The sequence below is a fragment of the Actinomadura rugatobispora genome (assembly GCF_055379765.1).
On sequence record NZ_AP029191.1, the window covers coordinates 7053155 to 7066006 of the forward strand.

At 70.6% G+C, this 12852-nt stretch carries 10 protein-coding genes and 2 tRNA genes; 9 read left to right on the forward strand and 3 right to left on the reverse strand.

Translation table 11 applies throughout. From position 1 onward, the window contains the following. The first annotated feature begins 14 nt into the window (after positions 1–14). Complete coding sequence (locus ACZ466_RS31565; protein WP_378288633.1) at positions 15–1097, forward strand: NAD-dependent epimerase/dehydratase family protein; 1083 nt, start codon at positions 15–17, stop codon at positions 1095–1097. A 351-nt stretch (positions 1098–1448) separates the two neighbouring features. On the opposite strand, the gene ACZ466_RS31570 is transcribed toward ACZ466_RS31565, so the two are convergent. Further along, complete coding sequence (locus ACZ466_RS31570) at positions 1449–4385, reverse strand: UPF0182 family membrane protein (protein ID WP_378288635.1); 2937 nt, start codon at positions 4383–4385, stop codon at positions 1449–1451. A gap of 119 nt (positions 4386–4504) precedes the next feature. On the opposite strand from ACZ466_RS31570, the gene ACZ466_RS31575 reads away from it, so the two are divergent. From ACZ466_RS31575 to ACZ466_RS31590, 4 genes are all read left to right on the forward strand, one after another. Further along, positions 4505–5062, forward strand: coding sequence for a PPA1309 family protein (locus ACZ466_RS31575; protein ID WP_378288637.1), 558 nt, complete (start codon positions 4505–4507; stop codon positions 5060–5062). A gap of 10 nt (positions 5063–5072) precedes the next feature. Next, complete coding sequence (locus ACZ466_RS31580) at positions 5073–5513, forward strand: molybdenum cofactor biosynthesis protein MoaE (RefSeq protein ID WP_378288639.1); 441 nt, start codon at positions 5073–5075, stop codon at positions 5511–5513. Positions 5514–5540: 27 nt separating this feature from the next. Then, positions 5541–6593 (forward strand): YlbL family protein, encoded by a 1053-nt coding sequence (locus tag ACZ466_RS31585; protein ID WP_378288641.1) that lies wholly within the window; start codon positions 5541–5543, stop codon positions 6591–6593. A 41-nt stretch (positions 6594–6634) separates the two neighbouring features. Then, a tRNA-Met gene (locus ACZ466_RS31590) sits at positions 6635–6708 on the forward strand. Between the two features lie 297 nt (positions 6709–7005). Here ACZ466_RS31590 and ACZ466_RS31595 read toward each other — a convergent pair. Continuing rightward, positions 7006–8100, reverse strand: coding sequence for a PucR family transcriptional regulator (locus tag ACZ466_RS31595; protein WP_378288643.1), 1095 nt, complete (start codon positions 8098–8100; stop codon positions 7006–7008). A gap of 77 nt (positions 8101–8177) precedes the next feature. Here ACZ466_RS31595 and ACZ466_RS31600 point away from each other — a divergent pair, with 77 nt between their 5' ends. Then, positions 8178–9065 (forward strand): proline dehydrogenase family protein, encoded by an 888-nt coding sequence (locus ACZ466_RS31600; protein WP_378288645.1) that lies wholly within the window; start codon positions 8178–8180, stop codon positions 9063–9065. A gap of 11 nt (positions 9066–9076) precedes the next feature. Beyond that, positions 9077–10705, forward strand: coding sequence for an L-glutamate gamma-semialdehyde dehydrogenase (pruA, locus tag ACZ466_RS31605; protein WP_378288647.1), 1629 nt, complete (start codon positions 9077–9079; stop codon positions 10703–10705). A 1-nt stretch (position 10706) separates the two neighbouring features. On the opposite strand, the gene ACZ466_RS31610 is transcribed toward pruA, so the two are convergent. Continuing rightward, positions 10707–11900, reverse strand: a complete 1194-nt coding sequence (locus ACZ466_RS31610) for a cytochrome P450 (protein ID WP_378288649.1) — start codon at positions 11898–11900, stop codon at positions 10707–10709. Between the two features lie 44 nt (positions 11901–11944). Between ACZ466_RS31610 and ACZ466_RS31615 the strand changes: the two genes are divergently transcribed. Together ACZ466_RS31615 and ACZ466_RS31620 are read left to right on the forward strand one after the other, a co-directional pair. Beyond that, positions 11945–12553 (forward strand): TetR family transcriptional regulator, encoded by a 609-nt coding sequence (locus ACZ466_RS31615; protein ID WP_378288651.1) that lies wholly within the window; start codon positions 11945–11947, stop codon positions 12551–12553. Positions 12554–12585: 32 nt separating this feature from the next. After that, positions 12586–12659, forward strand: a tRNA-Met gene (locus ACZ466_RS31620). The last annotated feature ends 193 nt before the right edge of the window (positions 12660–12852 follow it).

The window sequence follows — 12852 nt, forward strand, 5'->3', positions numbered from 1 at the left end:
AAGGGGGCAGCTCCGTGGCAACGGGCAAGGTTCGCCCTGGGCGTAGCAAGGGCCCGGTCGTCGCCGTCACCGGAGCGGCCACCGGGGCGGGCCGCCTGCTGGCCGCCCGGCTGGCCGGGCACGAGGCCGTCCGCAAGGTCGTCGCGATCGACGAGCAGCGCGGCGACGTGCCGAACGTGACCTGGCGGGTGACCGACATCCGCGACCCGCTGCTGTCCAACCGGCTCTCCGACGTGGACGTGATCGTCAACCTCGACCTGCGCCGCTCGCCCGAGCTGGACCCGCGCGAGCGCCGCACCCACAACGTGCGGGGCGCCCAGACGGTCGTGACCGCCGCCGCCGCGGCCCGCGTGCGCCGGGTGGTGCTGGTCACCAGCGCCATGGTGTACGGCGCGGGCCCCGACAACCAGATCCCGCTGCCCGAGGACGCCCCGATGCTGGCCGAGGCCAACACCAGCATCGCCGGCGACTACGTCGAGATCGAGGAACTGGCCGCCGGGGCACGCCTCAGCCACCCCGGCCTGGAGGTCACGGTCGTACGGCCCGCGGCACTGGTGGGACCGGGCGTCGACACCGTGATCACCCGGCACTTCGAGGCGCCCCGGCTGCTGTCGGTGAAGGGCAGCACCCCCGGCTGGCAGTTCTGCCACATCGAGGACCTGGCGTCCGCGCTCGAACTCGTCGTCGCCGAGAGCCTGACCGGGCCCATCGGGGTCGGCTGCGAAGGCTGGCTCGGCCCGGAGGAGGTCACCGAGATCACCGGCAAGCGCACCTTCGAACTCCCCGCCGCGCTGACCTTCGGCATGGCGCAGCGGCTCCACCGCCTCGGCATGACCCCGGCCCCCGCCACCGACCTGCACTACGTCGCCTACCCGTGGGTCGTCGACTGCGCCCGCCTGCGCGCCGCCGGATGGAAACCCGCCTACGACAACGCCACCGCGCTGCGGACGCTCATGGAGGAGGGCGCGGGACGGCACGCCGTCGTCGGCCGCCGCGTCGGCGGCAAGGAGGCCACCATGGCCACCGCCGCGGGCGCCACCGTCGCCGCGATCGGCGCCGCCGCCGCCATCCGCCGCGCCCGAAAACGGCGCCGGTAGTGTTTATTGCATGCGCGAGCTGCGCTCCTCGCCTGGCGGCTCGTCGCTTGTCGCGCATGCGGCGATCGCTGCATCGCTCCGAACTCGCTGTGCTTATTGCGTTCGCGAGCTGCGCTCCTCGCCTGGGGGCTCGTCGCTTGTCGCGAACGCGGCGATCGCTGCATCGCTCCGAACTCGCCTGGCGGCTCGCTCCGCGATCAGTTTCCTCGCAGGCTCGGAACTGCCTTCGGACGCGATCGCACGCCCGAGCCACCGTTCGGGGCTTGGCCGACGGCTGAGCTTGTTACTCGGGGGAAAAGGCGAAGGGCCGCGTGGCATCTGTCGCGCGGCCCTTCTCCGGTGTCGTGGTGGTCAGTCTTGGTTGGGTGAGGCTGACGGGGAGGGGGAGCCTGAGGGGGACGGGCTGGGGCTCGGGGTTGCGCCTGCGGCCGGGCGGCCGGCGGTCTGCTGGGCCGCGGCCAGGGCGTCGCGGGCCTTCTTGATCCGCTCCCAGGCCTTGCCCATCTCGGGGTAGTTCAGCTCCTTCTGGGCCTTCTCGTAGGCGCCGACCGCCGACTCCAGCTCGTCGATCGCCTGCTGCGCCTGCTGGGTGAGCTGCGGTGTGCCGCCCTGCTGGTTCTGGCCCGGCTGGGTGTTGGACGGCGGCGGGGCCGCCGAGATGCCGCCCAGCAGCTGCTCCATCGCCTCGCTCATGTTGTTGCCCGAGGCGATCCTGTCACCGAACCGCACCAGCACCTTGCCCAGCAGCGGGTACGGCTGCTGCTCGGCCGTGCCCGCCGCCATGGCGTACATCGGCTCCACGTACAGCACCCCGTTGCCGAACGGGATCGTGAGCATGTTGCCCGGCACGGTCCGGGTGCCGCCCTGGCGTAGGGCGAACAGCTCGTTCTTGACCTTCGGATCGGTCTCGAAGGAGTTCTGCACCTGGCCCGGGCCCTGCGCCGGGGAGTTCCGCGGCAGCTGCAGGACCTCGATCTGCCCGTAGTTGCGGCCCGGTGTCGAGCCGATCGACATGAACGCCGCCAGGTTCGGGTTCTCCCGCGGGTTGAACACCGTGGTCAGCGAGAAGTCCGGGCCGTCGGTGCCCGGCATCCGCAGGCTCTGGTAGTACGGCGGCTGGCGCCGGCCCTTCGCGCCCGGGTCCTCCGGCACCTCCCAGAAGCCCTCGCCGTTGTAGAACGCCGCCGCGTCCGTCACGTGGTACTTGGTGAGGATCTGCCGCTGCACCTTGAACAGGTCGAGCGGGTAGCGGAAGTGGCTCTCCAGCTCCGGCGGGATGGTGTTGCGCGGCTGGACGGTGTCCTTGAAGACCTTCATCCACGTCTTGGTGATGGGGTCGTTCTCGTCCCACTGGTAGAGCCGCACCTGGCCGTCGTAGGCGTCCACCGTCGCCTTCACCGAGTTGCGCATGTAGTTGATCCGGTCGTTGGCCTGCCGGGCCACGGCCGAGCGCGTGTCGGTGATGGTGTCGCGGGTGGCGTCCCCGAGGCTGGTCTGCTCGGAGTACGGGTAGGCGCCGGAGGTGGTGTAGCCGTCCAGGATCCACAGGATCCGGCCGTTCACCACGGCCGGGTACGGGTCGCCGTCCAGCGTCAGCCAGGGCGCCGCCCGCTGCACCATGTCCCGCGGATGACGGTTGTAGAGGATCTTGGCATTGTCGTTGATCGCGCCGGAGAGCAGGAGGTTCTTCTCCTGGAACCTGGTCGCGAACAGCAGCTTGTTGAAGAACGAGTCGATCGGGACGCCGCCGCGCCCCTCGTAGGTGGTGTTCTTCTGGCCCGCCGGGCTGTTGTCGGGGTAGTCAAGCTCCTGCTGCCCCGCGCCGCCGACGACCGAGTACGCCGGCGACCGCTCGCCGAAGTAGATCTGCGGCCGGTCCACCTTGACCTGCGAGTTCGGCGCCTGCGGCATGTCCTTGGTCAGGAACTCGGGCACGCCGCCGTTGGCGAACCGGTCGCCGTACGCCGACACGAAGCCGTACCCGTGCGTGTAGACCATCCGGTCCTTGACCCAGCTGCGCTGCCCGGCCGGGGCGCCCGACAGCTCCCGCAGCGCCACGATCGCGTCCACGTTCCGGTCGCCGACCTTGTAGCGGTCGACGTCCAGGGTGTCGGGGAACCGGTAGAACGGCCGGATCCGCTGCAGCTGCTGGAACGTCTCGCCCACGACGTTGGGGTCGAGCAGCCGCACCCCGCCCAGCTGCTCGGCCTCGGTCTGCAGCTTCTTCGGGTCGGTCTCGGGACGCGCGCCGTACTCGGTGGTGACCTTGGTGTTCTCCACCCCGTACGCCTTGCGGGTGAACGCGATGTTGCGCTGGATGTACTCGCGCTCCTTGGCCAGCTCGTCCGGCCGGACCTGGAACTGCTGGATCGCCAGCGGGTACACCCCGCCGACCAGGACCGCCGACAGCACGAGCAGCGTGAAGCCCACGCCCGGCAGCATCATCCCGCGCCGCACGATGTTGCTGAAGAACATCGCGGCGCAGATCACCGCGATGACCGCCAGGATCGTCTTGGCCGGCAGCAGCGCGTTGATGTCGGTGTACGAGGCGCCCGTCGTCGCGCCCCGTTCGGAATGCACCAGGCCGTACCGGTCGAACCAGTACGCCACCGCCTTCATCAGCACGAACAGCCCCACCAGCACCGACAGGTGCGCGCGCGCCGGAGGGCTGGCCTTGTCGCCGGGGCCCTGCAGCCGCAGCCCGCCGTACAGGTAGTGCACCATCAGCGCGGCCAGGATCGACAGGATCACCGTCGCGAACAGCACGCCCAGCAGCAGCCGCAGGAACGGGTAGGTGAAGACGTAGAAGGACACGTCCTTGTGGAACTGCGGGTCCTTCACGCCGAACGGCGTGCGGTTGAGCCACGCCAGGAACACCGGCCACTGCCCGGCCACCGACGAACCCGTCAGCAGCCCCAGCAGGCCCAGCAGCCCGGCGGCGATCAGCTTGCGGCGCGGATCGACGACCGCGCGGTAGCGCTCCAGCCCCTGCTGTTCCACCGACAGCGGCCGGTACGCCGGCCGCAGCCGGTACGCGATCACCATGTTGGCGCCCACAAGCAGCGCCATCAGCGCGCCCGATCCGAAGAACAGCAGCACCTTGGCCCACAGCTCGGTCGTGTAGACCGACGAGAAGCCGACCGAGCGGTACCACAGGAGGTTCGTCCAGATCGAGGTGAACAGCAGGAAGGCGACCAGTAGCACCGCCAGTACCACCAGGACCGGTAGCACCAGCCGGCTCCGGCCGTTCCCCAGCCGGCGCCCGAATGAGGGGGTCCGGAACGTCAAGGGCCTCTCCGTTCGAAGGGTCGTGCCCACCGGCCGCCCGCCGGTGCTGTCTATGCAACTTACCGAGTAGACGGGGGGTTCCCGCATTTCCTCCCGCCGATTGGGGGAAAGATGGGCCCGTGAGTCTTCTGGAAGAAGTCGTACAGGATCTGGAACGCCACACCGCGCAGGAGGGCTGGGATGCCGCCCCGCGCCTCTACGCCCTGGTGGAGAGCGCCGAACTGCGCCGTGCGGAACCGGAGCTGGCCGACCAGCTGGGCCTGAGCGCCGACACCGACACCCTCGCCGCCCTGGAGCAGCCCGCGCTCCCCGAACAGGCCGCCGTCGAGGACGCCCTCGCCACCATCGCCTGGCCGGACGCGGTCGCCGGCTGCGCCCTCGTCCTCGAACGCGTCGTGCTGCCCCCCGAAGCCGAGGACGAGATCCCCGAGGACGAGGACGAGGCCGCCGAATGGGCCGCCAGGCACCCCGCCCGCGAGGACGTCCGCATGATCGTCGGAGTGCTGCGGGACGGCACCCGGCACGCCGCGCTCAGGCTGCGCCGCCACGACGTCGACGACGAGGTCCTGCTCGGTGCCGACCTCGTCCCCGGTCTGGCGGACGCCCTCGCCGCCACCTTCGACCCGGACGAACCCGACGCACCGGGCGCCCTGCCCGGCGTTCCGGCCGCCGGGTAGCCTGCGGAACGTGAACGAGGACAGCGGACAGGAAGTCATCAGGCTGATCGGCGTCCGCGAGACGCCGCTGTCGATCGACGAGGTCTTCGCCGCCGTCGGCCACCCCGGGGCCGGCGGCGTCGCCCTCTTCGTCGGCACCGTGCGCGACTCCGACCACGCGCGCGCCGTCAGCCGCCTCTCCTACAGCGCCCACCCCACCGTCGAACAGACACTCCGCGCCGTCATGGAGAAGGTCGCCGCCGACTTCCCCGTCAAGGCCCTCGCCGCCGTCCACCGCGTCGGCGACCTGGACATCGGCGACCTCGCCGTCGTCGTCGCCGCGTCCTGCCCCCACCGCGCCGAGGCTTTCGACGCCTGCCGCCGCCTCATCGACGACCTCAAGGCCCAGGTGCCCATCTGGAAGCACCAGCGGTTCGCCGACGGCGGCGACGAGTGGGTCGGGGCCTGCTGAACACCCGTTCCCGCATAGAGTTTCCGCATGTCTCGTCGTGCCGCCACGCTCGCCGTCGCCAGCGCTCTCGTCATGGTGCTGGCGCTGGTGGGCTCCCTCATGCCCGTCCCGTACGTCGCGCTCATGCCCGGTCCGACGAGCAACACCCTCGGCACCAACGAGAAGGGTGAGCCCCTCGTCAGGATCGAGGGGCGGCAGACCTACGACGACAAGGGCCACCTGAACTTCACGACCGTCACGTACCGGGGCGGTCCGGGCAGCCGCATCGACCTGTTCAGCGCCCTGCAGGGCTGGCTGGACGGCGATGTCGCCATCGTCCCCGAAGAGACGATCTTCCCCAAGAACGAGTCGCAGCGGCAGGTCGACGAGGAGAACACCCGCCAGATGCGCGACTCCCAGCAGAGCGCCGAGGCCGCCGCCCTCCACGAACTCGGCATCAAGGTCCCGACGCAGGCGATCGTCGACTCCGTCCAGAAGGGCCTGCCCGCCGACGGCAAGCTGCGCCCCGGCGACGAGATCACCGCGGTCGACGGCACCGCCGTCGCCAACGTCTCCGCCGTCACCGGCCTCATGGCCAAGCGGAAGATCGGCGACCCGGTCACCGTCGCCTACAAGCGCGGCGGCAAGGAGGAGAAGACCACCCTCACCACCGCCGCCGCCCCCGACGGCAAGCGCGCCGTCGTCGGCATCGTCCTCAGCGACCAGTACCGCTTCCCCTTCAAGATCAACATCAGTGTGGGCGACGTCGGCGGCCCCAGCGCCGGCCTGATGTTCTCCCTCGCCATCGTCGACAAGCTCACCCCCGGCCCACTCACCGGCGGCACCTTCATCGCCGGCACCGGAACCATCACCCCCCAGGGCCAGGTCGGCCCCATCGGCGGCATCCAGCAGAAGATGATCGCCGCCCGCCGCGCCGGCGCCACCGTCTTCCTCACCCCCAAGGACAACTGCCCCGACGCCGTCAAGGCTCGCCCCGACGGCCTCCGCCTCGTCCGCGCCGACACCCTCAAGGGCACCATCGGCGCCATCAACGCCATCAACAGCGGCAAGGGCGCCGTCCCCTCCTGCGGGGGGAACTGATTTGGCACCCCACCCGCCATGCCCTAGAGTTATCTCAACGCCGCGGGGTGGAGCAGTTCGGTAGCTCGCTGGGCTCATAACCCAGAGGTCGCAGGTTCAAATCCTGCCCCCGCTACTGGTCCTGGGGTCCCCTTGGTCGCAAGCTGCGCTTGCTTCCGAGGGGGCCCTTCGCGTTTCTCCCAGGGGGGCGACCCCCTGGAACCCCCGATGTGGGGGCTCCGCCCCCACGCCCCCTTGCGCGTGGCGCCTTTGGTCGGGCGCTGGGCGCCCTTCCTTGGCGGTTGTTGGGTTTCTGCGGGTGGTTGCGGGCTTTAGGGACGCTTCCTGCTGGGTTGCCTCTGTCAGGCATGACGACCGTGCAGCCGCGGTCCCCGGACGTCGTCCGGGGCGAACTGCTTGGTTCGGCGGTCGGTCACGTATTGAGGTGGGGGTGGAGGGTCAGCGCCAGGTGGAGGGTGAGGCGGTCCTGGCCGTTGGAGAGGGAGAGGTTCGTCAGTTCCTCTATGCGGCGCAGGCGGTGGTAGAGGGTTTGGCGGTGGATGTTCAGGTCGCGGGCCGTTTCCTGGACGCCGCCGGCCAGGTCCAGGTAGGTGCGGGCGGTCTCGGTGAGTTCGGGGTGGTCCAGGAGCGGCGTTAGCTGGGGCGGGATCGCCGATGCGGCGAGGGTGGCGTCGTCGGCGCAGCGGAGCAGGCGCAGGGCGCCCAGGGACGACCAGGTGCGGGTCTCGCCGTCGGCGGCGGTGCGGGCGGCCACGCGGGCGCGCAGCCAGGCTTCGCGGATGCCGGCGAGGCTGGTGCAGGGGCTGAACAGGCCCGCGTAGGTGGGCGACTGCCTGCGTTCCAGGAGGAGCTGGCGGGCCCGTTCGATGATGTGGACGGCGTTGGCGGGCGGGGTCACCAGGATGTGGTCGCCTTCCCACACGGTGGTGACGGCGCTGCGGGGGAGCAGCCAGGGGTTGAGGGGGGCCAGGTCGTCGCCGCGCAGGACGGCCACGGCGAACGGGGGTTTGATGACCTCCGCCAGTTCGCTGGTGGCCTGGGCGCGCACGTCCGGGCGGACGGTCAGCAGGTCGGCCAGCTTCCAGCCGAGGTCGTCGCGGTCCCTGGTCTGGCGGGCCATCAGGAGGGCGGCGCGTTCGGTGAGGGGCGCGGCCTGGGCCGTCATGGCGGGGGTGATGTGCTGGTCGTCGTCCAGGAGCCACAGGTAGCCGTAGGTCACGCCGTTCCAGCGGACGGGCAGGCAGAGCCGGGCGAGCAGGCCCGCCTCGGGGTCGGCGGGGATGCGGACGGGGCCGGTGGCGCGGGCGATGCCGTGCTGCTCGAAGCGGGCGCGGACCTCCCAGGTCGAGCGGCGGTGCAGGATCGAGTCGGTGCGGACGGGGTCGATGGTGGGGCCGTGCGCCGCGTACGCGACCAGGTGGAAGTCGCGGTCTTCGAGCGTGGCGGGGGCCCTCAGGAGATCGGCGGCCGTCTCCACGAGGTCCTGCAGGTCGTCGCGTTCAGACATTTGTATGGTGAGGGGTTCTCTAGAAAGTGGCATTTGACTGTATGGGCTGTTGGTGAACGGAATCTAACGTCCGTCTTATGCTCAGTCCTCTTCTTCTGGCGGCCGCGCGTTCGCGGCGGGTCCGGAGTCTGGTCACGGGGTTTCCGCTCAGCCGGGGGGTCGTCGACCGGTTCGTGGCCGGGGAGGATCTCGGCGGGGCGGTCGCCGCGGTCAGGGAGCTGGCGGGTGACGGGCTCGCGGTGACGCTGGACCATCTCGGCGAGGACACCCTGGACAGGGCGCAGGCGGAGCGTACTCGGGACGCCTACCTGGAGTTGTTCGCGGCTCTGGAGGGGTGGGACGCCGAGGCTTCGGTGAAGTTGTCGGCTCTGGGGCTGGCGGTGGATCGGGGGCTGGTGCTGGAGAACGCCCGGTCGGTCTGCGAGGCGGCGGAGCTCGCCGGGATGACGGTCACGGTCGACATGGAGGACCACACGACGGTGGACGCGACCCTGGAGGTGGTCCGGCAACTGCGGGTGGACTTCCCCTGGGTGGGCGTGGCGATCCAGGCGATGCTGCGGCGCAGTGAGGGGGATCTCCGGGAGCTCGCCGGGTCGCGGGTGCGGCTCGTCAAGGGCGCCTACGCGGAGCCGGAGTCGGTCGCGTACGGGAGCAGGCGTGAGATCGACCGTGCGTATGTGCGGGCGCTGCGGCTGCTGATGCGCGGGGACGGGTATCCGATGGTGGCCACGCACGATCCCCGCATGATCGAGATCGCCCTGGAGTTGGCGAGGGGGCGGGAGCCCGGGTCGTACGAGTTCCAGATGCTGTACGGGATCCGCGCCGCCGAGCAGCGGCGGCTGGTCGGCGCCGGGGAGCGCGTGCGCGTTTACGTCCCCTACGGGGCCGATTGGTACGGCTACTTCATGCGGCGGCTGGCCGAACGTCCCGCCAATCTCGTGTTCTTTCTCCGCTCGTTTGTCTGATGGAGGTACTCATGGACGCTGTGACCCGTGTGCCCGAGCCCGTTAACGAGCCCGTGCGTGCTTACTCTCGGGGCAGCGCCGAGCGGGCGCGGCTCGAGGCGAAGCTGGCCGAGTTGCAGGCCGCGCCGATCGACCTGCCCATGACGATCGGGGGCGTGCGGCGGATGGGTGCCGGGCCCAAGGTCGAGGTGGTCCAGCCGCACCGGCACTCGGACGTGCTCGGCACGTTCGGGACCGCGACGGAGGGCGATGCGCGGGACGCGATCGGTGCGGCGCTCGCGGCGGCGCCCGGGTGGCGGGCGATGGCGTTCGACGACCGTGCGGCGATCTTCCTGCGGGCGGCCGACCTGCTGGCCGGGCCGTGGCGCGAGACGCTGCTGGCGGCGACCATGCTGGGCCAGGGCAAGACGGTGCAGCAGGCGGAGATCGACAGCCCCTGCGAGCTGGTCGACTTCTGGCGGTTCAACGTCCACTACGCCCGGCGGGTCCTGGCCGAGCAGCCGATCAGCGGGCCGGGCGTGTGGAACCGCAGCGACCACCGGCCGCTGGAGGGGTTCGTGTACGCGATCACCCCGTTCAACTTCACGGCGATCGCCGGGAACCTGCCGACCGCGCCCGCGCTGATGGGGAACGTGGTGGTGTGGAAGCCGTCGCCGACGCAGACGTACTCGGCCGTTCTGCTGATGCGGCTCCTGGAGGAGGCCGGCCTGCCGCCCGGGGTCATCAACCTGGTGACCGGTGACGGGGTCGCCGTCTCGGAGGTCGCCTTGGTCCATCCGGAACTGGCCGGAATCCATTTCACCGGGAGCACGGCGACGTTCCAGAAGCTGTGGCGGGCGGTGGGCGAGAACATCTCCGGCTATCGGAGTTACCCGCGGCTGGTGGGCGAGACCGGTGGGAAGGACTTCGTGGTCGCCCATCCGTCGGCCGATCCCGCGGTGCTCAAGACGGCGCTGGTACGGGGCGCGTTCGAATATCAGGGGCAGAAGTGCTCGGCGGCCTCGCGGGCCTACATTCCGCGGTCCATCTGGGAAGGTGGGTTCGCGGAGGAGTTCGTGGAGGAGGTCGAGGGCTTGGCGATGGGTGATGTCAGCGATTTCGGCAATTTCATGGGTGCCGTCATCGATGCTCGGGCGTTCGCCAAGAATCGTGAGGCGATCGAGCGGGCGAAGGCCGACCCGGCGGTCGAGATCGTGGCGGGTGGTACTTATGACGACTCGGTGGGGTATTTCGTGCGGCCGACCGTGCTGGTCTCGGACGATGCCACGAACGATATTTTCAAGACCGAGTATTTCGGGCCCATCCTCGGCGTTCACGTCTACGACGACGAACGGTACGAGGAGGTCCTGGCGCAACTGGAGTCGGTGTCGGCGTACGCGCTGACCGGCGGGGTCATCGCCCAGGACAGGGCGGCGATCGCCCGGACGGCCGAGGTGCTGCGGTTCGCGGCCGGCAACTTCTACGTCAACGACAAGCCCACCGGGGCCGTGGTGGGGCAGCAGCCTTTCGGCGGCGGTCGCGCGTCCGGGACCAACGACAAGGCCGGGTCGATTCTCAACCTGCTGCGCTGGACGTCGCCGCGTTCCATCAAGGAGACCTTCGTCCCGGCCACCGACCACCGCTACCCGCACATGGGCTGAGTCAGAGGTTCGTGGCCGGGAGCGATCGCCAGCCCCGGGTGAACGGGGAATGGATGCGGACGGCCCTCGTCCTGTCGACGCCTATGTTCGGGTGACGGGAGAGAAGCTCTTCCAGGGCTACTCTGGCTTGCAGTTTGGCCAGGTGGGATCCGATGCAGAAATGGACTCCGGTGGCGAAGCCGAGGTGGCGCGGGATGGCGCGGGTCACGTCCAGGCGATCCGCGTCCGGCCCGAACTCGCGCTCGTCGCGGTTGGCGGAGCCGTACAGCATCATCACCTTCTGGCCCGCCGGGATCTCGACGTCGTGGAGGGTCACGGGTCTGGTCGTCGTGCGGGCGAGGGCCTGCACCGACCCCTCCAGGCGGAGGAACTCCACGAGGGCGCCGGTGATCAGGGCCGGGTCGGCGAGCAGTCTCTCGCGCTCGGCCGGGTGCTCGTCCAGGAGCGCGACGGCGTGGGAGATCAGGTTGCCGGTGGTGTCGTTGCCGCCGGCGACCATGACGAAGCAGAAGCCGAGGACGTCCCAGTCGGTCAGCTTCTCGCCGTCGGCCTCGGCGGCGGTCAGCGCGCTGATCAGGTCGTCGCCCGGATCGGCGCGGCGGGCGGCGATCACGTCGGTGAAGTAGCCGAACATCTCCGCGACGGCGTCGGCCGCGCCGGCCTCGTTCAGGGAGGCGGCGGTGAAGCCGTCGTCCTGGAGGGTGGTCAGCGCGGAGACCCAGGGGGCGAACCGCGCCCGGTCCGGCTCGGGGACGCCGAGCAGGTGGGCCAGGGCGTAGGTGGGGATCGGCGAGGAGAAGTCGCGGTGCAGGTCGGCCTGCTCGCCGTCGGCTTCGCGTCGTTCCATGGCGGCGATCCGGTCGCGGACGAACGCGCGCAGGCGGTCCTCCAGGGCGGCGACGCGGCGGGGCGTGAAGCCGTGGCTGACCAGGCGGCGCAGCGCGGTGTGCCGGGGCGGGTCCAGCATCACGATCGTCGGGGCGAGGCCGAGCCTGCCGATCTCGTCGGGGTAGAAGGTCAGGCCCTGCGCGGAGGAGAACGCGGCGGGGTCGCGGACGGCCGCCCAGACGTCCTCGAAGCGGGACAGGGCCCAGAACGGCGGGTCGTCGTGCCGGTGGACCGGATCCTCGTCGCGCAGCCGGCGGTAGGCGGGGTACGGGTCGGCCTGGAAGGCGGGGGAGAACGGGTCGTACATGGTAACGGCCTCCGTTATTAACGCCTCCTGTTAGTATCATCGGCGTGCCGAAGGACGCAACCGCCACCCGAGAACGCCTCATGGCCGCCGGAGCCCGCCTCTTCGCCACCGAAGGCGTCGACCGCGCCCGCACCCGCGACATCGTCGAACGCGCCGGCCAGGCCAACGACTCCGCGATCACCTACCACTTCGGCTCCCGCGGCGGCCTCCTCGCCGCCATCCTCAAAGCCGGCGTCGAACGCATGGAGCCCGGCCGCGCCGCCTCCCTCGGCCCCCTCCGCACGGCCCCGCTCCGCGCCGTCGTCGCCGCCATCGTCGAACCCACCGCCGCCGAACTCCGCACCGAACAGGGCCGCGACTTCCTCCGCATCGTCGTCCAGGTCGCCGGGCAGGCCGGCATCCGCGGCCACAACCTCCCGCCGCTGATCAAGGACACCGCCCTCGCGGCCCAGCTCGCCGCCCTCGAAGACCGCTGCCGCGCCTTCCTCACCGAGACGCTCGCCCAGGAGCGCATCTCCGTCTTCATCGCCTTCCTCACCGCCGCCCTCGCCGACCGCGTCGGACGTGCCGACTCCCACCTCGGCCACGACGCCTTCGTCCGCGACCTCACCGACATGCTCACCGCCGCGCTCGCCGCCAATCAGTTTGCCTAAGCCCCCCGGGCCCCATAGAGTTATCTCAACGCCGCGGGGTGGAGCAGTTCGGTAGCTCGCTGGGCTCATAACCCAGAGGTCGCAGGTTCAAATCCTGCCCCCGCTACTGGTCCTGGGGTCCCCTTGGTCGGGCGCTTTGCGCCCTCCCAAGGGGACCCTTCGCATTTCTCCCAGGGGGGCGACCCCCTGGAACCCCCGATGTGGGGGCTCCGCCCCCACGCCCCCTTGTGTGGGGGGCCTTTGGGCGGGCGCTGGGCGCCCTTCCTTGGCGGTTGTCGTGGGTGTGCGGGTGGGTGCGG

Excerpts from the sequence above, each read along its gene's own strand:
- ACZ466_RS31585 (WP_378288641.1), top strand. The coding sequence starts at position 5,541 with ATGTCTCGTCGTGCCGCCACGCTCGCCGTCGCCAGCGCTCTCGTCATG.
- ACZ466_RS31595 (WP_378288643.1), bottom strand. The coding sequence starts at position 8,100 with ATGTCTGAACGCGACGACCTGCAGGACCTCGTGGAGACGGCCGCCGAT.
- ACZ466_RS31610 (WP_378288649.1), bottom strand. The coding sequence starts at position 11,900 with ATGTACGACCCGTTCTCCCCCGCCTTCCAGGCCGACCCGTACCCCGCC.
- ACZ466_RS31600 (WP_378288645.1), top strand. The coding sequence starts at position 8,178 with ATGCTCAGTCCTCTTCTTCTGGCGGCCGCGCGTTCGCGGCGGGTCCGG.
- pruA (WP_378288647.1), top strand. The coding sequence starts at position 9,077 with ATGGACGCTGTGACCCGTGTGCCCGAGCCCGTTAACGAGCCCGTGCGT.